We start from the raw sequence: 24,698 nt of genomic DNA on the forward strand, positions 1-24,698 counted from the left end.
CCTTTAAAAAAGGACTATAACATCGAACAAAAATTAAGTAATCATGGAAAAAACTTCAAAGAGTTACATGTGGTTATTATGCAACTAAAATCTTGGTTAAGAGCAATACCAACTCATGTAAGTAAATGGCATATACAAGCTTATTTTGATGAATTTTGTTTTAGAATTAATAGGTCACAATACAAAGAATCCATTTTTCATAAAACAATTCTTAGAATGGTACTACAAAAACCTAAATCTCAAAAAAACACAAAACAGACACTAGGCGTATAACTCAGTAATTTGATATATGTAAGTGATGATAGAATACTATGTGAATTAATACGAGGATTTATTTATAATATGTTAGTTGTGATTTAAAAAGGATTGATCGAAATTAAGGAATAACTTAGTATCTTTACAAACTATAATTTAAAAATAGAATCAAATGGATTACGGAAAAGAATTTGAAAAATACGCAACAAAGCACCATGGAATTAGTAGTATGCATTATGATAAAATCATTAGTTCTGTAACTCCGTATATCATGGAAGAGCGTCAAATGAATATTACTCAGATGGACGTGTTTTCTAGGTTGATGATGGACAGAATTATATTTTTGGGAACAGGGATAAGTGATCAGGTTGCCAATATCATTCAAGCACAATTATTGTTTTTAGAAAGTGTTGATGCAAATAAAGATATTTCAATTTATATCAACTCACCAGGAGGTGGAGTTTATGCAGGTTTGGGGATTTATGATACTATGCAATTTATCAAACCTGATGTAGCTACAATCTGTACAGGGATGGCAGCTTCAATGGGTGCGGTTTTAATGTGTGCTGGTGAAAAAGGAAAACGTTCTGCGTTACCTCATTCAAGAATTATGATTCATCAACCATTAGGAGGAGCTCAAGGTCAGGCAAGTGATATCGAAATTACAGCACGTGAAATTATGAAGCTTAAGGATGAATTGTATCAAATTATCTCGAAACATTCAGGTCAAACTATTGAAAAAGTTCATAATGATTCGGATAGAGATTATTGGATGAGAGCCGATGAAGCTAAAACCTATGGAATGGTTGATGAAATTTTGACTAGAAACAAATAAAAAGAATACGTATTGATGTTTTAGTGATTTTTATAAATTGGCACTAACATATTGAATAACAAATAACGAAAGATGTCGAAAGAAGAAAATTTAGAGTGTTCGTTCTGTGGACGCAAAAAAGTTGAGACAGACTTGCTTATAGCTGGTATGGAAGCACATATTTGTGATAAATGTATTGAACAGGCTCACGGTATTGTATTAGAAGAAATTCAGAATTCTGAGGTGTTGCTAGGCTCAGCTGATTTGGTTATCAAAAAACCTACAGAAATAAAATCTTTTCTAGATCAATATGTGATTGGTCAAGATCAAACGAAAAAAACGATGGCTGTGGCTGTGTACAATCATTACAAAAGATTGACACAATCAAAAGACGATAAAAATGATGTTGAAATAGAAAAGAGTAACATGATTTTAGTCGGTGAAACAGGAACAGGTAAAACATTAATTGCGAAGACAATTGCTAGAATGTTAAATGTACCTTTTTCCATTGTTGATGCCACTGTTTTAACGCAAGCTGGATATGTTGGAGAGGATGTAGAAAGTATTTTAAGTAGATTGTTGCAAGCTGCCGATTATGATGTAGAAAAAGCTCAACGTGGGATTGTGTTTATAGACGAAATTGATAAAATTGCTCGTAAAGGAGATAATCCATCTATTACAAGAGATGTTTCTGGAGAAGGTGTTCAGCAAGCGCTATTAAAATTGCTAGAAGGAACCGTTGTAAATGTTGCTCCTAAAGGAGGTAGAAAACATCCTGATCAAAAATTTGTAGAAGTAGATACAAAAGATATTTTATTTATCGCAGGTGGTGCTTTTTCGGGTATTGAAAGAAACATTAGCAATCGTTTAAATAGACAAGCAGTTGGTTATTCTGCAGCAATGGCCGTTGATAATATTGATGAAAATAATTTATTGCAATATGTGATTCCAAGCGATTTAAAAACTTTTGGTTTAATCCCTGAAATAATAGGTCGATTACCAGTGTTGAGTTATATGAATCCTTTGGATGCAAAAACATTACGTTCAATTTTAACAGAACCTAAAAATTCTTTGATCAAACAATACACAAAGTTGTTTGAAATGGATGAGGTGAAGTTTTCTATTGATGAAGAGGCTATGGATTATATTGTAGAAAAAGCATTAGAATACAAGTTGGGAGCTCGTGGCTTAAGGTCGTTGTGTGAGGCAATCCTTACAGATGCAATGTTTGAATTACCAAGTTCAGATGTAAAAGAGTTGGATGTTGATAAAGAGTATGCAGAGGCAAAGTTGACAAACTCAACTCTTAAAAAGTTAAAGGCAGCAAGTTAATTTGACTATTAAAATTAGAAAAAAACAAAAGGGAGGCAGGTGCTTCCCTTTTGTTTTAAAACGTTTTACTTAATGCAACCCTCCTCGAATTACGAGGGGCTCTTGTGATCCATCTAGTATGCTTCTTCCAATAAAACAATAAAACTCCAAATATGAAAATACGTTTATAGTGATATTTGTTGCACTGATACCATTTAAAAACCAAATTTGTAGTACACCTATTAGTGATACTGTATTTAACTTGTGTTTTTAGATAAATTATTTTTTTTAAAAAAGAGTTTTAAAATGTATTGAATCTAAATTAATTAACATTGGAAAATGAAATGCTGTGTTTTGAGGGTGAAATGTAAAGAAACTTATCTATTTTTGTTTTTAAATAAAATCACCATTTACCAATATAATATTCAATAATGATTTTAAGGAGTACTATTGATCGTGTTTTTGAAACTGCTCGTGTTGAGGAGGTAATAGGCGAGTTTGTAACTCTAAAAAAGGCAGGAAGTAATTTTAAAGGTTTAAGTCCTTTTACAGACGAAAAATCTCCTTCCTTTATGGTGTCTCCTGTCAAACAAATTTGGAAAGATTTTAGTACAGGTAAAGGAGGAAATGTGGTTACGTTTTTAATGGAACATGAGCATTTTACTTATCCAGAGGCTATAAAATATTTAGCTAAGAAATACAATATAGAGATAGAGGAAGAAGAACAGTCTAATGAACAAAAGGAAGCAGCTGACGAACGTGAAAGCATGTATGTAGTTTCTAATTTTGCAAAAGACTATTATCATGACATCTTATTAAACAATCCAAAAGGAAAAGCTATTGGATTGAGTTATTTTAAAGAACGTGGATTTACGGATGAGACTATAAAAAAATTCGATTTAGGTTATAATTTAGACGATTGGTCGGCTTTTACTGATACTGCCATTCGAAAGGGTTATGATATAGAGTATATGTCCAAAACGGGACTTACAATTGTCAAAGAAGGAGGCAAGCAGTTTGACCGATTTAAAGGTCGTGTTTTGTTTCCGATTCATAGTATGAGCGGTCGTGTATTAGGGTTTGGTGGACGAATTCTAAAAGCAGATAAAAAAGCTGCAAAATATTTAAATTCTCCAGAAAGTGAAATTTACCATAAGAGTAAAGTGCTTTATGGAATTTACCATGCTAAGCAAGCTATTTCAAAAGAGGATACCTGTTATTTGGTTGAAGGATATACAGATGTAATCTCTATGCATCAAGCGGGTGTTGAAAATGTTGTAGCCTCTTCAGGAACTGCGTTAACGCCAGATCAAATACGATTGGTAAAAAGATTAACTCCAAATATTACGGTTTTGTTTGATGGAGACGCAGCAGGAATTAGAGCTTCTATTCGTGGGGTTGATTTGATATTGGAACAAGGTATGAATGTTCGGGTTTTGATTTTTCCTGATGGAGATGACCCAGATAGTTTTGCTAAACGTGTTTCTACTGAAGAGTTAAAAGAATACCTAGAAAAGAATTCGAAAGATTTTATTAATTTTAAGGTTTCTCTTTTAATGGAAGAAGCTGAAAAGGACCCTGTGAAAAAAGCGAATTTAATTCGTGATATTGTTAATAGTATTTCTAAGATACCTGATAATATTCAGCGAGAAGTATATGTCCAGGAGTGTTCACGAATCATGGAGATTTCCGAAACAGTTTTGTTTAATGAGTTAGCTCAAATCAGTAAGAAAACAGAAAGAGAGGACTATCAAAAAGAGCAACAACAAATAAGGAGGGCTGAACGCGAAAATCAGAATTCAAATAGGTCTTTTGAAGCCAAAGAGGAAATTCCAGGGAGTACAAGTTCTTATTTGATGTCGAGATCACAACGTCAAGAGAGTGAAAAAGAAGGATTAGGAGCCATAAAAAATGTACCAAAAGAAATCAATACTCTTGAGATATATGAAAGAGAAATTATAAAAATTCTTTTGATCTATGGAAATAATCAAGTTGAATTTGTTGATTGGATAGAGGAGGTGAATGAATTCGGAAGTGTTAAAATGATAAAAGAAGAATATTCTAACGTTGTTTCTCAGGAATTGTATTTGCAATTACAAGATGACGAGGTTGAGTTTTCTCATGCTATTTTTCAAAAGATATATTTAGAGATCATCACAAAGTTAAATATTGAACAAAATATTTCTATAGAAGAGTTGACAAGTCATCAAGATTTAGAGATATCACAGACAGTTACTGATATTTTAATGGATGATGAAAAACATATTTTGAGTGATTGGGAGAGTAAAGATATTGTGGTAACCGCCAAAGAAGATGTTTTACCAAAATTGGTAACAGATGCGATATTGAATTTACGTAGAGTCTTGATTGAACGAAAAATTAAAGAATTAACAGCGGAATTAGCTGCAGGAAAAAACAGAGAGTCTTCTTTGGAAATGGTGGTTGATTATACAGCTTTGAAAACCAAACTATTTGAGAAGTTAAATAGGATTTTGTAAATTATTTTCGAGTTTCTAATTCTATTACCTCTAAATTTTTTATTTCAGAATTGTCAACTTCAAAACGAAGCATGGTTCGTACCTGATGAAAACCGTATTTTCCGACTGCTCCAGGATTCATATGGAGTAAATTTAGTTTTGTATCGTATTGAACCTTTAATATATGTGAATGTCCACTGATAAATAATTTAGGAGGATTGTTCCTTATCTCTTCGGTAATTCTAAAATTGTATTTATTTGGGTATCCTCCAATATGTGTAATCCATACTGAAACTCCTTCTATTTTAAATTTTAAATCTAAAGGGTATTCTGCCCTTACAGTATTATCATCAATATTTCCATAAACAGCTCTAAAGGGTTTTAATTTTTTAATTGTATCAGCAACCTTTATCTGTCCGATATCTCCAGCATGCCATACTTCATCAGCTTGTTTGATATATTTTAGAATCTGATCATCAACAAAACTATGCGTGTCTGATAAAAGTAATATTTTTTTCATAGATTAATACTCAGAGGATTCTTTGATTTTATTTCCTTTGGAATTATATTTTATTGAACCTGAAAATTGATTCAAATGTAAGGTATCTAATGCTAATCTTTGTTTTAGCCATCTTTTTAATTGCGCTTCTTGTTGTTCTGTGTTTTGGATACTGTCGTGCCAATGTATATAAAATACAGGAATTGTGTCTGTCGTTTTAAAATTGGTTTTTATAAGGTTTGAAAAACTTATAGAAAGTATACCATCATGGTTTATTTTTGCTTCTTTGCTTATGCTAGCGAATGGAATCTGACGTTTCCTAGTTTTTTCTAAGAGGTCTGTCAGATCTCTTATTTTTTCATTTTTCTGAGCAATAGATTCTTCCTTAGTAGCTATAAGAGCTTGGTTTTTTACATAGGAACTTTTGATAATATTTATTTCATGTATTAATTTAGAGGTTTCTTCGTCTTGATGTATTTCTAAAGTAGTTTTTGCTAACCCAAATTCTGGAAGTCTAGCTTGCCATTTATGTAATTCTGATTTTTTAATATTCTGACCTAGAATTACTATTTTGATGTTTCGAGATATATAACTTATATCGGTATTAATAATTCCAGCACCTGTTGATTTTGCTAATACTTCAATATATTGTTGTGCATTTTGAATGTATTGATTTTTTTTAAATAACCCATAGAACAAATAAATGCTAAACCCGAAAATGATTATAGCAACCGTAGAAGCGACCTGAGAAATTTTCCTTCTATTTCCAGAATTGATATAACGCACTACAGGGAAGTTTAAAAATTTTACAATAACAAAAGTAGCTAGTGCAATAAAAATGGTATTAATGGTAAACAAAAACATGGCGCCACCAAAGAACTTGAGATTCCAAGTAGCTAATCCGTAACCGGCCGTACACAACGGTGGCATTAATGCTGTTGCGATGGCAATTCCCGCAATCGTATTAGTTAATTCTTTACGCCTACTTAAAGCGATAATTAGGGCTAGTCCACCAGCTATAGCAATCAAAACATCACGGACATCAGGTTGTGTTCTTGCTAGGATTTCTGGAGTTGCTTCTTGAAATAAAGGGATGCTAAAAAAAACAAATGAAGAGCTTAAACTAAGACCGACCATTACTCCTAAGTTAATGAGTGACCTTCTTAGTGTGTCAATATCATTAATACCAATGGACAGACCTATTCCTAAGATTGGTCCCATTAGGGGGGATATTAGCATGGCTCCAATAACTACGGCAGTTGAACTTGTATTCAGTCCAATGGAAGCAATTAAAATAGAAAAAATTAAAATCCAGGCAGTGTGACTTTTTACTTGAATTCCATCCTTTATTTTTTGAATGGTTTCTTTTTGGTCAGTACCTTCACGAATATCGAGTAGGTTGATTAAAAAGGTTTTGATACTTTTAAAAAAAGCAGAATAATTCTTTTTAATGTCCTCTTTGTCTTCCTTTAACTTTTCAGTTTCCTGATCTTTATTTTCCATTTAAAAATTGATTTCAGTTATAGCTCTATGATATTAAATATCTCCATATTTAGTTTTTACTTCAGTTGCAATTTCTTTTATGTCTTGTTCTTTTTCTTTTGGACAAATAAGTAATACGCCATCTTTTTCAGCCACAATAAAATTTGAAAGACCTTGAATAATTACTTTTTTATGGCTTTGGGTTTTGACAATGTTTCCTTCGGATTCTCTATAGATAGTTTCTCCTCCGATAGTAATGTTTTCTGTTTTAGAATTGGCCAATTTGTTATATAATGAACCCCAAGTTCCTAGATCATTCCATCCAAAATCTACAGGTAGTACATGTACGTTATTGGCTTTTTCTATAATGCCATAATCGATAGAGATATTTTCAGACCTTGCGTAGTTATTGTCAATAAAATCCTGTTCTTGATCTGTATTCCAAAAAGCAGCTCCTTCTTGGAATAAGTCATGCATTGCTGGTAGGTGGTCTTTAAATGCTTTGATGATGCTTTTGGCTGTCCATACAAAAATCCCGGCATTCCATAAATAACCTCCTTCGGCTATATATTTTTTTGCATTCTCTAAATTTGGTTTTTCTTTAAATGTTTTTACTTTTTTTATTTCTTTAGAGTTTTCTTCATATTGTATATAGCCATAGCCTGTATTTGGGGAGCTAGGTTTTATACCAAGGGTCATTAATATTTCATCTTTATTGCTAGCGTCAAAAGAAGTTTGAATGTTTTGTAAGAATTCTTTTTCGTCGTCAATCCAATGGTCAGAAGGGGCAATTAGCATAACTCCTTTTGGGTTTTGACTATATACCTTTAGGGCTGTAGCAAGAATACAAGGAGCGGTATTTCTCATAGCAGGCTCTAAAAACAACTGTTTTTCTGTCAATTTAGGAAGCTGCTTTAAAACGATATCTTTATATGTCTTGTTAGTGGCGATAATCATGTTTTCAGAAGGCACCAAAGATTCTAGTCTGTTAAACGTTTTTTGAATTAAAGTTTCTCCTACACCCAACATATCGTGAAATTGTTTTGGCGTTTCTGAGGTGCTAATTGGCCAAAATCTTGAGCCAATTCCGCCAGCCATAATTACTGCGTAGTTGTTTTTTTTCATGTTAATGTAGAGGTCTTACCTCAGAATTTAAATGGATTAAATATTTTTTCTTAGTGCCTAAGTCCAAGCAAAGAGATCTTGTTCGCCTTTTTTCAAGCAATTTGAATTTTCTGTTTTTAAATTCAAAGGTGTATCCAATTTTTAATTCAAATATATAATTTTTATCTGAACTAATAGGTTCTTGTTTTAAGGCAAGTGATAGATGCTGGTCGCTATCTGTACTAGCTTTAGCGTTGAGCAAATATTTTGCTAAAATCGGTAGGATTTTATTTGGGTAAACTTCAGGTCTTACAAATGGAAGCATCAACTCTTTAAAAGTTGTTTTCCATTCGATACCATGTGGTTTTACTTTTCCATATAATTTATGAGTTTTGTAATGTGCTATTTCATGCACAAGAGTTAAAAGAAATTGAGAGGGGTTAAGGTTGTTATTAACGGTAATTAAATAATTTCCATTTTTTGTTTTTCTAAAATCACCATGCTTTGTAGCTCTCTTATTCTTTATAAGAACACTCAAGTCTTTTGCATCGAGATATTCTCTTATCTTTTGATGAGAAGACTCAGGTATATAATTATAAATATCTTTCAAAAAAAAACTTAAGGAGTGGTACTTGAAACTTGTAATACTTTTCCGTTATAGAACTTATAGCCAGTAGTTGAGAAATCATAGATATATGAAGCTATTTCGGTTGGTTGTAGAGGTGCTTTGTAGTCGGGGAATGCTTCTGCTAACATTTCCGTTTGAACAGCGCCAATAGCTAGAACATTAAATTTATAACCTTTTTCTCGGTATTCTTCAGCTAATAATTCTGAAAGGGTAATCACAGCACCTTTAGAGGAACTGTAGGCTGCAAGCCCTGAAAACTTCATGCTTCCTTGTATTCCTCCCATACTGCTAATTGTTACAACATGTGTGTTTTTTACAAAATAGGGTAGGAGCGTTTGTGTAAGTGACGCTACTGCAAACACATTTACATTATATACATTGATAAAATCCTCCGTTGTAGTTGTCTCAAACTCTTTATTGAGTAGTGTTCCTGCATTATTGATTAGGATATCAACTTGCTTCCAATTGTTTTTTATAAAATCATTTACACTAGTAAGTGATTGTTTTTTAGTAAGGTCAATTGCCAATGTTGTGATGTTTTTGTGGTTGATTGCTTCAAGTGTTTTCGCATTTCTTGATAAGGCTAATACATTGAAATTATTGTTGGCAAATAATTGTGCTAGCTCAAAACCTATTCCTCTACTGGTTCCAGTAATTACTACATTTTTCATTTGTGTTTTTTGATAAAGTTTATTCTTCCTCAGGGAATACTATATGTTGATATGCACCGATATCTGGAGCTAAGGTTCTATTAGTTTCTATAATATCTAAAGGTGTTCTGTTTGCCTTTTTTGGATCAGCTTGGTCAATCAATTCGCTGTTTTTTCCTATGTAAAATTTATTCAATGAAGAATCTAGGTAATCTGCATCGGCATTTTTTAAAATATTTAAATAATGGTTTGTGTCAGTGAAATCAACTAAAGCATCTTCGTCTGTTCCATTGTGTTTGATCATACAGTTTTGAAAAAAGTAATCAAAAGTATCAGTCTCGTTTTTTTCTAGATAGAGTTCTTTATTAGTATTGCCATCAATAATCGTATTGGTAAAACGGGCATTTAAAATAAAAACAGGGTTTTTTAGTTCCTCGTTAGTATTGATATTACTTATTTGTAAAGCACTTCCACTTCGAATGCTTTCTGACCAATAATTAGCTAAAGTTATATGGTTGAAATCATAAGTTCCTCCATTGATTATTGTAAAAGAAGCGGTTCTACTATTTCCAATCACCACATTTTCTCCGATGATATTGGTTTGGTTTGCAAGTAAACCAATATTTGAATTATTGTATAATTCAGTGTTTTTTATGGTCAATGTTGGAGTCGAGTTGTTAGTACTAATAGAATCGCAGACAATCCCATACGAACTGTTTCTTGAGCTTAAATGATTGATGATGTTAGATTTGCTACCAGACCTTAGCCAAATAGCATCCCATTGCCCAGAGATCTCACTAAATTCTGGTTCAAGTCTGTCTCCTTCAAGGATTACTTTTTCTGACAATGTTCCGTTTATGATTAAGCTAGCATCTTTTTCAATTACAAGTGCGGAGTTTTTATGAAAATGTATTTTTTTATTAGCTGCAATAGTAAGTGTTTTGTTAGATGGAACTCCACAATAGCCATAAATAACGATGGATTTATCATTAGAGTTATCATTGAATATAGTAATCTCGTCATCTGATAAATAATGAATTTTTCTTGATTCAGCTCCTGAAATAAAATAAGGGACAATTGTATCTAAGTCAGTTTCATTATGTACATAAATAAAGTGTGTATCCTGCACTAGGGTAACTAATTTTACATTTTGAAGTTTGTTTCCAGAGTCAAAAACAATCGAATCCGTATAAAGTGGGTTTTGAGAAGAATAATTAAGAGTTCCTTCTATAAAGATATACAAACTATCTTTTGCTCTTAAAGTAATATTCTGAAATGAAGTTCCTGGTAATCCATCTACATTTAAGCGATAATAAGAATCAGATCTACCTAAGTTAATAGACGGAATATCTATATCGTCAGAGCTATTATTATAGACTTTTAAGGTATAGGTGCTTGTGCTGATTGTGGAAAACACAGTGTCTAAAAAAACAGTATCCGTAGAAAAAGTTAAATTTCCAGTGCTAGGAATTGTGGAGAAATCTTTTCTGCATGAAAAAGAAAGGAATAAAACAGTTAATATAAGAAAGGATATAACTAAGTTTTTCATCAAAAAACATTTTTGTAAAGATACAATATTGAAATCTTTATAGATTCTTGTTAAGAATAATTGTAGATACTGATATTATTTTTTAATCAATTCAATTTCAAATGTTTTATCCCAGTTTTTTCCTGTGACAAATAATCTTTTGTTTTCTCTGTCGTAAGCAATACCATTTAAAACATAAGTCTTGCTAGCGTCGGGTTTATGAATTTTGTCTCTGAGTTTATTTAGATTGACAACACCTTCAATAGTACCATTTGTTGCGTTGATAATTATAATGGTATTTTTTTGCCAGATATTGGCATAAATTTTTCCTTCGATAAACTCAATTTCATTTAATCTTTCTGCTTTTCTTGTATTGGTATATGCCTCAATAAAACGTTTTTCTTTCAGGGTAGTAGGATCCAAAAACCAAAGGCGTTCAGTCCCGTCAGATTTTATAAGTTCTTTGCCATTATTGGTTAAGCCCCAGCCTTCTTTGCTTTTTCCGTATTTAAAAGTATTGAGCTGTTCGAAACTTTCTAAGTCATATATAAAACCAATTTTAGCTTGCCATGTAAGTTGATAGAGTTTAGAGTCAAGTATGGTAATTCCTTCACCAAAATATTTTTCATCTAATTCTTTAATTTGTAATACTTCTCCTGTTTTAAGAGCGGTTTTTCTTATAGAGGATTCTCCTTTTTGTCCTGTGCTTTCATATAAAAAACCATTTCTGTATTCTAGCCCTTGCGTAAAGGCATTGGTGTTATGTGGAAAAGTATTTATTACTTTAAAGGTGTAAATAGTTGGTTTTTGAGATGCCAAGAAATAAATGTTGTTGATTAATCTTTTAGAAGTCCCATTATAGTATATTTGAGCTGATAAGGAATGAACTCCTAGAACTTTGTTTTTTAATGAAATTGTAATATTGTTTTTCGAAGATATTTTCTTTCCGTCTAAATAAAAAATAAGTGAATCTATCGTCTTCCCGTTTATTTCAGTGACGAAAATTTTTAGTTCTTTATCTATCTTTATTTTTTGAGGTGTATTTAATTTGAATTCTACATCTTCACCGCATCCTGTAATGACTAGGCTGAAAAGGAAAAGTATAGCTGAAAATTTAAACGACATTTGTGTTTTTTTTGGATTAGAAACTTTTGATAACAAATAAAACAATTTATTTGTTCGAAATCTAAATAATATCGTTAAATTTGCAGTCTCAAAAAAAGAATTAAAGATTAAAAATATATAAAGATGAAAAAAGGTATACATCCAGAAAACTACAGAATGGTTGCTTTTAAAGATATGTCAAACAATGATGTGTTTTTAACTCGTTCTACAGCTAATACAAAAGAAATTTTAGATGTTGATGGAGTTGAGTATCCATTGATCAAATTAGATATTTCTAGAACATCTCATCCTTTTTACACTGGTAAGTCTAAATTGGTTGATACAGCTGGTCGTATCGATAAGTTCAAGACAAAATACGCAAAGTTCAAGAAGTAAGCTTCTTAAACTTTTTAGTTATATAGAATCCTATCATTTTTTGATAGGATTTTTTCTGTGTTTAAAACTATTGGAATTATAAAGTTAGAAGTCCTAAACCCTTGAGTTTTTGTAATGGTTTTGAATACCAAAAAAGTTCGAAATCTTCAAATTTGTTTTCGAAATCAGTTTTTATTTCAGAAAATTTATGTTTTTTAGTGTTTTTCTTAGTGCTAATTTTGTCAAGTAGCGCTAATAGCCATAAACCTTTAGGGGCTTCAAGCATAATTTGATTGGAGTTTTCGGGCGTGTGAATAGTCAATTTTATCATAGGCCAAGAATTACCCTTTTTACTTTTTGTAAATAATTCTGATATAGGAGTTTCACCAAGCCAAATGATTTGTGCATTAGGTTTGGTATATAGTTTATTGTCAACTTGTATACATTTTTCGATATAATTAGGAGGTGTAGTTGTTTTAGGTAAGTTGAAATCAAACCAGTCATTTAGTGGTAAGTCGAATCCGATATTGTGCATATAATTAAAAATGGATGCCTTTAAGCCTTGACTGAATTTTTCATGTTTTATTCCTGTTTTGTCTTTAAAGTTTACATCATTATTAGCAAATTTAATAGTATTGTAAAGTGGTGTAATTCCGTATTCTTCAGGGTTTTTCCCAATAGGACTATGTGTAGTTAATGAAAATTGATGCCAAAATCCAGATTGGATACTTCCTATTTTAAATAGCTGTCTTACCATTTCAAGACTGTTGACAGTTTCCAAAATCGTTTGAGTTGGATATCCGTACATCAGGTAGGAGTGAACCATAACTCCAGCATTGGTGAAGTTATTTGTAACCTGGGCAACTTGCTCAACAGTAACTCCTTTGTCAATTAATTTTAAAAGTCTGTCAGAGGCAACTTCTAGACCTCCAGAAATGGCAATACATCCAGATTGTTTAAGTAATAGGCAGAGGTCTTTCGTAAAGCTTTTTTCAAATCTAATGTTTGTCCACCACGTTATGGTTAAATTTCTTGATAGAATTTCTAAAGCAACCGCTTTCATTAGTGCAGGTGGAGCAGCCTCATCAACAAAATGAAATCCTGTTTCGCCAGTCTGATCTGTTAATTCTTCTATACGGTCTACTAAAATTTTAGCAGCCACGGGTTCATAGATTCGGACATAGTCCAAAGAAATATCACAAAAAGAACATTTCCCCCAATAGCAACCGTGTGCCATTGTTAGTTTATTCCATCGACCATCACTCCAAAGACTGTGCATCGGATTTGCAATTTCAATGACTGAGATGTATTTATCTAGTAGCAAATCGGAATAATCAGGAGTCCCAACTGAATTTTGTTTATAGTCTTGTTTTGTAGATAAGTTGTTGTAATAAACGGCTCCTTCTTTTAGAAGTAAAGTTCTTTTGAATTTATTGTAATCATCATTAGCAGGAGTTGGTTGTTGCGTATTTGAAATTAGGAGTTCAATAGGTAGTTCTCCATCATCTAAAGTTATATAATCAAAGAATTCGAATACACGGATATCTTTTAAATCTCTTAGTTCTGTGTTTGGAAAACCGCCTCCCATGGCAATTTTTATTTTGGGATATTGTTTTTTGATAAATTGAGCACAACGAAAAGCACTAAATAAATTACCTGGAAAAGGAACTGAAAAACAAATTAATTTAGGTTTTGTTTTATCGATTTTGGTTTTTAATATGTCTATGGAAATTCTGTCTATATAACTTAGCTCTAATGAAAGTTTGGTGTATAATTCGTCAAATGAATTTGCACTTTGTCCTATGCTTTCGGCATATCGGCTAAAGCCAAAATTATCATCAATACATTCAATTATGAAATCGGAGATATCTTCTAGGTATAAGGTAGCTAAATGCTTTGCTTTATCTTGATTTCCCATAGAACCAAAGGCCCACTCTAAGTCTTCTAGTTGTTGAAATCTACTGGCTCTGGGTAAGAAGTTTTCAGAACAAATCAATCTGGAGAGTGTTTTGTTTTTTTCTTGTAAAAAAGAAATTATAGGGTCGATAGTCTGGTAATAGCGATTTTTTAAAGCATATATACGTTGACAGTTCTCAGATACAATTGAATCTGTTTTGAATGCTATTTCAAAAAAATCTTGTATTTTTTTTTTAGAGAATAATTCTAAAATCACCTCTATTCCCAAATCCATTTGATAGATATCTATGTTTTGCGTATTTAAAAAACCTTTTAAATAAGCTGTGGCAGGATAAGGAGTGTTTAGTTGAGTAAATGGAGGTGTGATTAATAAAGCGTCTTTCAAAAGAATTAAATTTTTATCAAAGATACTGTTTCTGTACGTTTTTATTTTCTAAGCCCTAGAAAAGAACTTATCTTTGTATTTATGATTTTCTTTTTAAAACACAATATTTTTTTTATAAAATTATTAAAGCACACTGTGTTTGCTGGGCTTATGCTGTTTATCCTATTAGGTCCCACTACGATATCTGAATTGTTGTTCGAAGAAAATACGTCTTATTATATGCTTAAATGTAATGAGAGTACGGAGGGGTCTTCGGATACAGAGGATGTTAAGGCAGATAAGGTGAAGAAAATTGTAAATACTTTAGATGATTGCACTCTTGTTGATTTGTGTTTGGATAGAAACGAAATTGCGTTTCTCCTGGTATCTAGTAAAACAATCTATTTAGAGTCTGTTTCACGACCTCCAGAAGGTTAATTTGTTTCTCAAGACAAAATAATAGAACACGCTTTTTAAATAACTTAGTTAATTAAATAAAATAATGAAGAATTTTTTTTCAAACTTCAAAGGGGATACCTTTGGAGGAATAACAGCAGGTATTGTAGCATTACCTCTAGCCTTAGCCTTTGGTGTTTCATCAGGATTAGGACCAAGTGCAGGTTTGTACGGTGCTATATTTTTAAGCTTTTTTGCGGCTTTATTAGGAGGTACAAATACTCAAATATCTGGTCCAACGGCTCCTATGACAGCAGTTAGTATGGTAATGATAGCCGGAATAATTGGTTTAAATGATGGAGATGTTTCAAAGGCACTTCCAGCAATTTTAACGGTATTTGTTATGGCCGGGTTATTTCAGGTCGGATTAGGAGTGCTTGGTTTAGGGAAATATATTAAGTACATACCATATCCGGTAGTTTCTGGTTTTATGACTGCAATAGGTGTTATTATTTTAATAACTCAAATTTTACCTGCAATTGGTTATTATCCTAAAGAGGATGTAGCCTTTGTTAATCAGTTTGTACCTGAAGCAGAAGAGGTTATATTAGAGTCTATATTGAAAGATGAGGTTGGGAAAGGTGTTTTGGTGCTTGAAAATTTTAGTGAAACAATAAATAGAGCTCATGAGGTTAGTGATGTAGCTATTCAAAATGAAGCCAAGTCGTTAGCTTCCAGAGAGTCCTCTGGAGTTATTGGAACTTTAAGAGTTTTGCCTAGGGGAATCATGCTTATTAATTGGTTAGAATTGATTTTGGCACTTACTACAATTGCGATAATTTATGGTTTTAAAAAAATAACAACAGCTATTCCGAGTACCTTAGTTGCTCTGTTGGTTGTGTCAGGAGTAGCATTTGGTTTTGAATTAGACTATAGACCTATTGAAGAGATACCTAGTGGACTTCCTATTCCAAATTTAAGTATTTTCACTGATTTTAATTTTGGAAATGTTGTGCCGTATGTTTTTACAGCAATTACTTTGGCTCTGTTAGGAGCAATTGACTCCTTGTTAACGAGTGTTGTTGCTGATAATATGACAAAAACAAAACACAATCCAAATAAAGAGTTGATTGGTCAAGGGGTTGGAAATAGTATTGCTGCTATCTTTGGAGGTTTACCTGGTGCAGGTGCTACTATTCGTACGGTTGTGAATATTAACGCAGGAGGAAAGACTAGACTTTCGGGTATGGTTGCTGGTGTTATGTTGTTAGTAATACTGATGGGTTTTAGTGGTGTCGCTTCTAAAATTCCTGCTGCTGTTTTGGCGGGGATACTTATTACTGTTGGAATTGGAGTAATGGATTATAAAGGTTTAAGAGCTGTATCTGCGATGCCTAAAGATATAAAAATAGCCTTTTTTAAAGTTAGTTCTGAAGTTTTGATTATGGCGGTAGTTATGATTTTGTCTACTTTTTGGAATCTTGTAAACGCTGTTGGTGTAGGTTTGATTATTGCATCTTTAATTTTCATGAAAAAGATGGGAGATTTAACAGCAAAACATTCTGATGTCAAATCTTTAAAGAAAGAGAAAAACTGGAAAGATGAACTTAGTTTTCCTGAAAAACTAAAAGAAGAAGTCTTTATTAAACATCTAAAAGGACCATTGTTTTTTGGTTCTACAAGCGATTTTCAAGAGTTGTCAAGACAAATACCAGATACTGCTGCTACCATAGTTATTAGGCTTGAAAAAATGCATTATATAGATCAATCAGGATTATTTGTTATAGAAGATATATTGATAGAACTGAAAAAAAATGGTAAGAATGTTTTGTTTGTAGGAATATTGGATCAACCAAAATTCATGATGGAAAGAATTGATATCATTCCAGATCTAATACCTAAAGAACATCTTTTTGCTGAGTTTAGTTCTTGTACAAAATGGATAAAATCCAATTCTGAAACAAGTATTAAAGCTTAGATCATATTTAAATGAAAGTTACTCTTTTATAAAAAAGTGACTTTACCGTTACTCACATCATAAGAAGCTCCTATAATTTTAATTTCATCATTTTTTTCCATCTTTGCTAAAATCGGACTTTCTTTTCTGATTCTTTCGATAGATAATTCAACATTTACTATAGCTGTTTCTTCAATAGATTCCTCGTTAATTTCTTTGTTAACCTTTTTTACAGCTGGTTGAATTTTGTCAAGTAATGCTGTAATGTTTCCGAGTTCTACATGTTTACAAGCAGCTGTTACTGCTCCACATTTAGTGTGCCCTAAGACTATAACGATTTTTGATCCTGCTACCTTACATCCATATTCAATGGATCCTAAGACGTCTTTATTTACGATGTTTCCTGCAACACGAACACTGAATAAATCACCTATTCCTTGATCAAAAACCATTTCTGCTGGTACACGCGAGTCAATACAGCTCAATACGACTGCAAATGGAAACTGACCATTGCTAGTGTCGAGTACTTGCTGCTTTAAATCTCTTTGTGTTTTAAGGTTTTGAACAAATCGTTTGTTTCCTTCTTTTAAAATTGTATGTGCAATTTGTGGTGTTAATTTTTGTTGGGTTTCTTTTGTTTGTGTTTTCATGTATAAGAATTTTAAAATTGATGTTTTTTTGAAATATAAAAGAGTTGACCTTAATTGTTATTATAAAAAGTTAAATACAAGTTCTTTGTAAAAATTAGTTATAGCATTTCTGTCTTCGGCTAGATCTGTTAATTCAGGAAGGTGTTCCGAAAAATATTTTTGATGATGTGCTCCCTCTATTACGGTAGAAATAAGCATATGTGGGTATGGAAAACTAGGTTTTATTTCTAAAATAATTTGAGCAACTCTATTCACGACAGTTTTATATGCTGTATACGACCCTTTACTATTAGCTTCATCAACGTTTTTAGTATGATATGTTTTGATTGATTCAGAGAATATTATTCCACTAAGCAGTATTTCGTTTACATACGAAAAGTCATTGTCAATTAGTACAGGTTTTGTTAGAAGGTCTAAAGTTATATGTAGACGTTCTGAAGGGGACTCTATGTTAGTTGTGGCAAATACTAATTTGTATTCCATCCATGTCCAATACCAACTGGTTAAGTATATAAGTAAACGATGTTTGTTATTGAAATAACGGTATATTGAACTTTCAGGTGAGTTTGTTTTTAGACCTAACTTTTTAAAAGTGAATTGTTCGAAGCCTAATTCATAAATTAATTCAATGCTATTTGATATTATTTTTTTCCCAAGCTCTGAAGAATCTGGGTTTTTTGTATATAACTCAGAATCTATTTCTATTGGTATGTGTAGGTCTTTCATATACTAATTACTTTTCTATAGTAAATATAGTAGTAATACTATCGTTTATGAAAACTATATATGCAAAAAGAGTGTTAAATTATGGTTTTAGAATATTTTCTGGGCATAGGCATAATGCAAAAAAACCTTTACTTAAGTAAAGGTTTTTTATAAAAGGGTTTAATTGTTACATGGCAACTAAATCTCCTGTTCCTGCAAAGTCTTTACTAGGAAGATCTGATTTACCCATTAAATAGATGTCAACTTGTCTTGCCGCTTCTCGACCTTCAGAAATAGCCCATACAATTAATGACTGTCCACGTCTCATATCACCAGCGGTAAATATATATGGCACATTTGTTTGGTATTTTCCGTATTCTGCCTTGTAGTTAGAGCGAGCATCTATGTCCAGTCCTAATTTGTCAGCTAGAATACTTTCAGGTCCAGTAAAACCTAATGCTAATAAGGCTAAATCACAAGGCCAAATTTTTTCAGTTCCTTCAATTTCTATTAATTGTGGACGTTGACCAGGAACCATTTTCCATTCAACATTAACTGTTTTTAAAGCTGTTAATTTTCCGTCTTTGTCTTTGATAAATTCTTTTGTGTTAATCAACCAATTTCTATCACATCCTTCTTTATGAGAAGAAGATGTTTTTAATTGTAATGGCCAATATGGCCAAGGAGTAGATGGAGATCTATGTCCTGGAGGTTTTGGCATGATTTCAAAATTAGTTACCGAGGTTGCTCCTTGACGATTAGAAGTTCCAACACAGTCAGAACCCGTGTCCCCACCACCAATTACAATCACATTTTTATCAGTAGCTAAAATTTGATTTTTGATTTTTTGTCCAAAAATTACTTTTGTTTGTTGAGTTAAAAAGTCCATTGCCTGAACAACACCATCAGCATCAATTCCTTTAGTAGGCAAACTTCTTCTATCGGTAGAACCACCACATAAAACTACTGAATCAAAGGCTTTTAGTTCTTCAACATCAAAGTTTACACCTACATTAACGTTTGTTTTAAAAATAATTCCTTCTGCCTCTAAGACAGCAACTCGTCTATCAATAATTCCTTTCTCCATTTTGAAGTTTGGAATTCCGTAACGTAATAACCCTCCGATAGCATCATCTCTTTCAAAGACAGTAACTGTATGTCCAGCTCTGTTTAATTGTTGAGCGGTAGCCAAACCAGCAGGTCCAGATCCAACGACAGCAACAGATTTATCTGTTCTTGTTTTTGGTAGTTGTGGTTTGATCCAGCCTTCTTTGAAGGCGCGTTCAACTATGTTTTTTTCGATATTCTCAATTGAAATAGGATCTTCAATTATTCCTAATACACATGCTTTTTCACATGGAGCAGGGCATAAACGTCCTGTAAATTCAGGAAAGTTATTAGTTGAATGTAGTACCCAAGAAGCTTTTTTCCATTCTCCCTGATGTACCATATGGTTGAAATCTGGAATTAAATTTCCAAGTGGACATCCACTATGGCAAAATGGAATACCACAATCCATACACCGAGATCCTTGTTCGGTAATATTAGTATCGCTTAATGGAACTGTAAATTCATTATAATCTTGTACACGGTCTATTACAGGCGTGTATGTTTCATCTATTCTTTCGAATTCTTTAAAACCTGTTGCTTTTCCCATTGTTATACTGTTTCTAATTCTTCAAACATTACTTCACCTTTTGCCAAACGAGCTAAGGCTTTTTTATACTCAGTAGGCATAACTCTTACAAAGTTGCTTAAGCTAGTGTCCCAATCAGTTAATAGTTTTTTTCCTCTGTTGCTATCAGTATATAATACATGTTTTTCGATCAAACCTTTTAGGTCTGCAGCGTCTTCAGGTAAGATCTCTTCAAAATCAATCGTTTCTGTATTACACAATCCATTAATGAACTTGTTTTCTGGATCATAAATGTATGCAATACCTCCACTCATGCCAGCAGCAAAATTTCTTCCTGTACTACCAAGAACGATTATTTTTCCTCCTGTCATATATTCACACCCATGATCTCCAATTCCTTCTACAACAGCTGTTGCTCCAGAATTTCTAACGGCAAAACGTTCTCCTGCAATACCATTTATATACGCTTCACCTTCAACAGCTCCGAACAAACAAACATTACCTACGATAATATTGTCTTCAGCGATAAAGTCAGCTAGAGCGGGTTTTTTAATGATTAATTTAGCGCCAGACAAGCCTTTTCCTAAATAATCGTTTGTATTTCCTTCAACGGTAAATGTCAATCCATGAGCACTAAATGCTCCTAGACTTTGACCAGCAGAACCTGTAAAGTTGATATTTAATGTGTCTTCAGGTAATCCTAAGTGTCCGTAAATTTTAGAAATTTCATTACTTACAATAGCTCCAACAGAACGATTTGTATTGATGATAGGATATTCAAGAGTCATTTTCTCTTTTCTATACAAAGCACGGTGAGAATCTTTTAAGATTTGAAAATCTAAAACATTTTCTAAATCATGATCTTGTTTTTCTGTATTCTTAACAGGCATATCGTTATAAGCAGCAGGTCTGTGTAAGATTGCAGATAGGTCTAATCCTTTAGCTTTGTAATGTGTAATCGCCTTATTAGAATTGATTTTATGTGTTTGACCAACCATTTCACCTAAAGTTCTGAAACCTAATTCAGCCATGATAGCTCTCAACTCTTCTGCCACATAGAAGAAGAAGTTGATTACATGCTCAGGTGTTCCTTTAAAGTTTCTGCGTAAGTCTTTATCTTGAGTTGCGATTCCAACAGGACAGGTGTTTAAATGACATTTACGCATCATAATACAACCAGATGCAACCAAAGGAGCGGTAGCAAAACCAAACTCTTCAGCGCCTAATAAAGCTGCGATTGCAACATCACGCCCTGTTTTTAATTGTCCATCACATTCAACTACGATTCTACTTCTTAAGTTGTTTAAAACTAAAGTTTGTTGTGCTTCGGCTAAACCAAGTTCCCAAGGTAAGCCTGCGTGTTTTAACGATGTTAATGGAGAGGCTCCTGTTCCTCCATCGTATCCAGATATCAATACAACGTCAGCTTTGGCTTTAGAAACCCCAGCAGCAATTGTTCCAACACCAACTTCAGATACTAATTTAACATTGATACGAGCAGCTCTGTTAGCGTTCTTTAAATCATAAATTAATTGAGCTAAATCTTCAATAGAATAAATATCATGATGTGGAGGTGGTGAAATCAATCCTACAAAAGGAGTTGAGTTACGAGATGATGCAATCCATGGTAATACTTTTTCACCTGGTAATTGACCTCCTTCTCCCGGTTTTGCACCTTGGGCCATTTTAATTTGAATTTCTTTTGCACTAGATAAGTAGTGAGAAGTTACACCAAAACGTCCAGAAGCAACTTGCTTAATAGCAGAGTTACGACTATCTCCGTTTACATTTGGTTGAAATCTTCTTCTATCTTCTCCACCTTCACCAGAGTTAGATTTACCTCCAATTCTGTTCATTGCAATAGCTAAGTTTTCATGAGCTTCTCTGGATATTGATCCATAAGACATTGCTCCTGTTTTAAATCGCTTTACGATATCAGTCCATGGTTCTACCTCATCCAATGGAATTGGATCGAGATTATCAAATTCAAACAATCCACGGATTGTCATTAAGTTTTCCGATTGCTCGTTAATCATTTTAGCATATACATCGTAACTTTCCTGATCACTTAATCTAACAGCTTGCTGTAGTTTAGCAACGGTAGTTGGATTGAACATATGTCTTTCTCCGTTACGTCTCCATCTATATTCTCCTCCAATGTTTAATCCTAAACGGTTTTTGATTTGAGTATCTGGATACGCATATTTATATCTATCATTGATTTCCTTTTCAATCTCGTACAATCCAATACCTTCAATTCTTGAAGTTGTATACGGGAAGTATTTTTCAACAAATTGAGAGTTGAATCCAACGATTTCAAATATTTGTGAACCTCTATAAGAATGTAAAGTAGAGATTCCTATTTTGTTCATTATTTTTAAAATACCTGTTCCGATAGCTTTATTAAAGTTGTCAACAGCTTTTTGCTCATCCATTCCAGTAATAAAACCTTCTTGAACTTGCATACGGATTATTTCGTTTACCATATATGGGTTGATGGCACTTGCACCATATCCGAATAAAGTAGCAAAATGATGAGGTTCACGTGGCTCTGCAGATTCGATAATGATATCGAAATAAGAACGCTTACGTAAACGGTTCATTTGATGATGCACAAAAGAACACGCTAATAAAGGTGGAATAGGAGCAAGCTCTTTGTTAGCACCCCTATCAGAAAGGATAATAATATTAGTACCTCTATCTAGTGCTTTTGTTATTTGAGATATAATACCATCTAAAGCATCTTCAAGACCATTCATCCCTTTTATTTTAGGGTATAACATTTCAATAGTTTCAGCTTTGAAACCATCGATATTGATATTTTTAATTTTATCTAGATCATTATTAGAAATAACGGGGTTTTGTATTTTTAGTTTTCTACATTGTCTTTCTGTAATACTAAATATATTTCTGTCCTTACCTAAAGCCAAACTGATGTCTGTTACGATTTCTTCTCGGATTCCATCCAATGGCGGATTTGTAACTTGTGCAAATAACTGTTTGAAGTAGTTAGGTACTAATTGAGGCCTGTCTGATAATACTGCTAACGGAGTATCTATACCCATAGAACCTAATGCTTCTTTTCCTACTTGAGCCATCGGAGTAATTACTTCTTGAATATCTTCAATAGTGTAATTAAACAAACGAGAACGTGTAGAAATGTCTAGCGGTTCAATAGGGCATGCAGTGTTTGTTCTAGGGATGTCTTTTAAGTGGATTCTTGTTTTGTCCAACCATTCCTTATAAGGTCTTTCTGAAACAATTTTACTTTTTATTTCATCATCATTGATAATACGTCCTTTATTCATGTCAACCAAGAACATTTTACCTGGCTCTAATCTTCCATGACTTTCTACATCATCTGGAGCAACTTCTACAACACCAATTTCTGATGCCATAATTAATTTGCCACTTTTTGTGATCGTATAACGCGAAGGTCTTAAACCGTTGCGATCCAATAAAGCTCCTACATAGTCTCCATCTGTAAAAGGTACAGAAGCTGGGCCATCCCAAGGCTCCATTAAACACGCATTGTATTCGTAAAATGCTTTTCTTTCTTCTGACATGGTTTTGTGCTTCTCCCATGCTTCAGGAATCATCATCATCATTACTTCAGGTAATGATCTTCCCGTGTGTGTTAACAGTTCAACCACCATATCCATAGAGGCAGAATCTGATTTCCCGGGTAATATGATTGGGAATAGTTTTTCTATTTGAGGTCCAAAGACATCACTTTTCATGATTTCTTCACGAACACGCATTCTGCTTACATTTCCTCTTAACGTATTGATTTCTCCATTTTGACACATATATCTAAATGGTTGAGCCAATTCCCATGCGGGCATAGTATTTGTAGAAAATCTTTGATGTACCAAAGCTAAGCGGGTAACTAAGTCAGTTTGTTGTAAATCAGTATAATATGGCCCGATATCTTCAGGCATGATAATTCCTTTGTAAATTATGGTAGTCGTAGATAAACTTGGAAGGTAAAAATAGGCGCTTTGAGATATTTTTGATTTTCCAATTGTATGCTCTGTAATTTTACGGGCAGCATATAATTTGGCTTTAAAGATGTGTTCTTCAATCTCTTTTGATTTTCCAATAAAAATTTGTTCTATATTAGGCTCAGAGTTCAAAGCAATTTCACCTAATTGAGACGAGTCTACCGGTACGATTCTCCACCCTAAAATAGATAAACCTTGTTCTTTTATTTCCTTTTCGAAAGCATCTTTACAATATTTGTATTGGTTTTTGTTTTTTGGTAAAAACACCATGCCAACAGCATATTCTCTTTGTGTAGGGATATCAAAATCACAAACTCTTGAGAAATAATCATGAGGAATGTCAATTAACAATCCAGCTCCATCTCCTGTTTTTCCATCAGAACTAACACCTCCACGGTGCTCAAGTTTCACTAAAATTTCTAATGCATCGTGAATGATTTGGTTTGTTTTTTCACCTTTTAGGTTACAAATAAAACCTGCTCCACAGTTTTCGTGTTCAAATTCGGGTAAATATAGACCTTGTTTTTCTATCATAATCTTGAAAATAAGAACGCAAAATTACGCAATTTCAAGGTTATAAACCAATAGAACAGTAATAGAAAATCTAAAAATGAACATATTATAATATACGGCTACGTATATTGATAAATGTGAAAAAAATCAATTATATATAATTAATTATATTGTTTTCGAGCGAAAACAATATAAGACCGTTGCATAATGCTCTTTTCATTTTTAGATTTCAATTTTGACTTTTTAAATCTAAAATTTATATTTTTTTTTCTTATTTTCATTGTTTATGTTAGTTATGGATCTATTTTTTGGTTCATTTTCCTTTAGTT

At 32.8% G+C, this 24,698-nt stretch carries 18 protein-coding genes and 1 pseudogene; 7 read left to right on the forward strand and 12 right to left on the reverse strand.

Annotated features, from left to right (window positions below):
• From V5787_RS07455 to dnaG, 4 genes and pseudogenes are all read left to right on the forward strand, one after another.
• Positions 1–273 (forward strand): annotated as a pseudogene (locus V5787_RS07455) (IS1595 family transposase); the annotation flags it as partial.
• A gap of 154 nt (positions 274–427) precedes the next feature.
• The gene (clpP, locus tag V5787_RS07460; RefSeq protein WP_336892625.1) at positions 428–1,090 is read left to right on the forward strand and encodes an ATP-dependent Clp endopeptidase proteolytic subunit ClpP; all 663 of its coding nucleotides are present in this window, start codon (positions 428–430) and stop codon (positions 1,088–1,090) included.
• 72 nt (positions 1,091–1,162) lie between these two features.
• Positions 1,163–2,401, forward strand: coding sequence for an ATP-dependent Clp protease ATP-binding subunit ClpX (gene clpX / locus V5787_RS07465; protein WP_336892626.1), 1,239 nt, complete (start codon positions 1,163–1,165; stop codon positions 2,399–2,401).
• A 410-nt stretch (positions 2,402–2,811) separates the two neighbouring features.
• A complete protein-coding gene (dnaG, locus tag V5787_RS07470; protein WP_336892627.1) occupies positions 2,812–4,878 on the forward strand; it encodes a DNA primase in 2,067 nt (688 codons plus the stop codon).
• Position 4,879: 1 nt separating this feature from the next.
• On the opposite strand, the gene V5787_RS07475 is transcribed toward dnaG, so the two are convergent.
• The 7 genes from V5787_RS07475 to V5787_RS07505 form a co-directional block, all read right to left on the reverse strand.
• A complete protein-coding gene (locus V5787_RS07475; protein ID WP_336892628.1) occupies positions 4,880–5,377 on the reverse strand; it encodes a metallophosphoesterase family protein in 498 nt (165 codons plus the stop codon).
• A 3-nt stretch (positions 5,378–5,380) separates the two neighbouring features.
• Entirely contained in the window at positions 5,381–6,859 is a 1,479-nt protein-coding gene (locus tag V5787_RS07480; RefSeq protein WP_336892629.1) for a DUF389 domain-containing protein, read from the reverse strand.
• A gap of 33 nt (positions 6,860–6,892) precedes the next feature.
• Entirely contained in the window at positions 6,893–7,963 is a 1,071-nt protein-coding gene (locus V5787_RS07485) for a mannose-1-phosphate guanylyltransferase (protein WP_336892630.1), read from the reverse strand.
• A gap of 1 nt (position 7,964) precedes the next feature.
• Positions 7,965–8,552: a SprT-like domain-containing protein gene (locus tag V5787_RS07490; RefSeq protein ID WP_336892631.1), complete on the reverse strand. Its 588-nt coding sequence runs from the start codon at positions 8,550–8,552 to the stop codon at positions 7,965–7,967.
• Between the two features lie 8 nt (positions 8,553–8,560).
• Positions 8,561–9,241: an SDR family oxidoreductase gene (locus V5787_RS07495; protein ID WP_336892632.1), complete on the reverse strand. Its 681-nt coding sequence runs from the start codon at positions 9,239–9,241 to the stop codon at positions 8,561–8,563.
• 19 nt (positions 9,242–9,260) lie between these two features.
• Complete coding sequence (locus V5787_RS07500) at positions 9,261–10,769, reverse strand: hypothetical protein (RefSeq protein ID WP_336892633.1); 1,509 nt, start codon at positions 10,767–10,769, stop codon at positions 9,261–9,263.
• A gap of 75 nt (positions 10,770–10,844) precedes the next feature.
• Positions 10,845–11,873 (reverse strand): glutaminyl-peptide cyclotransferase, encoded by a 1,029-nt coding sequence (locus tag V5787_RS07505; RefSeq protein WP_336892634.1) that lies wholly within the window; start codon positions 11,871–11,873, stop codon positions 10,845–10,847.
• A gap of 123 nt (positions 11,874–11,996) precedes the next feature.
• Here V5787_RS07505 and V5787_RS07510 point away from each other — a divergent pair, with 123 nt between their 5' ends.
• Positions 11,997–12,248, forward strand: coding sequence for a type B 50S ribosomal protein L31 (locus V5787_RS07510; RefSeq protein WP_336892635.1), 252 nt, complete (start codon positions 11,997–11,999; stop codon positions 12,246–12,248).
• Between the two features lie 76 nt (positions 12,249–12,324).
• Here V5787_RS07510 and V5787_RS07515 read toward each other — a convergent pair whose 3' ends face one another.
• Entirely contained in the window at positions 12,325–14,529 is a 2,205-nt protein-coding gene (locus V5787_RS07515; RefSeq protein ID WP_336892636.1) for a B12-binding domain-containing radical SAM protein, read from the reverse strand.
• 81 nt (positions 14,530–14,610) lie between these two features.
• Between V5787_RS07515 and V5787_RS07520 the strand changes: the two genes are divergently transcribed.
• Both V5787_RS07520 and V5787_RS07525 read left to right on the forward strand, forming a co-directional pair.
• Positions 14,611–14,946 carry a hypothetical protein gene (locus tag V5787_RS07520; protein ID WP_336892637.1) on the forward strand — a complete coding sequence of 112 codons (336 nt, stop codon included), beginning with the start codon at positions 14,611–14,613 and terminating at the stop codon, positions 14,944–14,946.
• A 64-nt stretch (positions 14,947–15,010) separates the two neighbouring features.
• The gene (locus tag V5787_RS07525; RefSeq protein WP_336892638.1) at positions 15,011–16,882 is read left to right on the forward strand and encodes a SulP family inorganic anion transporter; all 1,872 of its coding nucleotides are present in this window, start codon (positions 15,011–15,013) and stop codon (positions 16,880–16,882) included.
• A gap of 26 nt (positions 16,883–16,908) precedes the next feature.
• Here V5787_RS07525 and V5787_RS07530 read toward each other — a convergent pair whose 3' ends face one another.
• The 4 genes from V5787_RS07530 to gltB all read right to left on the reverse strand — a co-directional run bounded on the left by V5787_RS07530 (position 16,909) and on the right by gltB (position 24,390).
• The gene (locus tag V5787_RS07530) at positions 16,909–17,511 is read right to left on the reverse strand and encodes a carbonic anhydrase family protein (RefSeq protein WP_336892639.1); all 603 of its coding nucleotides are present in this window, start codon (positions 17,509–17,511) and stop codon (positions 16,909–16,911) included.
• A 60-nt stretch (positions 17,512–17,571) separates the two neighbouring features.
• A complete protein-coding gene (locus V5787_RS07535; RefSeq protein ID WP_336892640.1) occupies positions 17,572–18,237 on the reverse strand; it encodes a TetR/AcrR family transcriptional regulator in 666 nt (221 codons plus the stop codon).
• Between the two features lie 166 nt (positions 18,238–18,403).
• Positions 18,404–19,873, reverse strand: a complete 1,470-nt coding sequence (locus V5787_RS07540) for a glutamate synthase subunit beta (protein WP_336892641.1) — start codon at positions 19,871–19,873, stop codon at positions 18,404–18,406.
• A gap of 2 nt (positions 19,874–19,875) precedes the next feature.
• The gene (gltB, locus tag V5787_RS07545) at positions 19,876–24,390 is read right to left on the reverse strand and encodes a glutamate synthase large subunit (protein ID WP_336892642.1); all 4,515 of its coding nucleotides are present in this window, start codon (positions 24,388–24,390) and stop codon (positions 19,876–19,878) included.
• Positions 24,391–24,698: the final 308 nt, after the last annotated feature.

Source organism: Flavicella sp., from assembly GCF_037132785.1.
In the GTDB taxonomy this organism is placed as follows: Bacteria; Bacteroidota; Bacteroidia; order Flavobacteriales; family Flavobacteriaceae; genus Flavicella.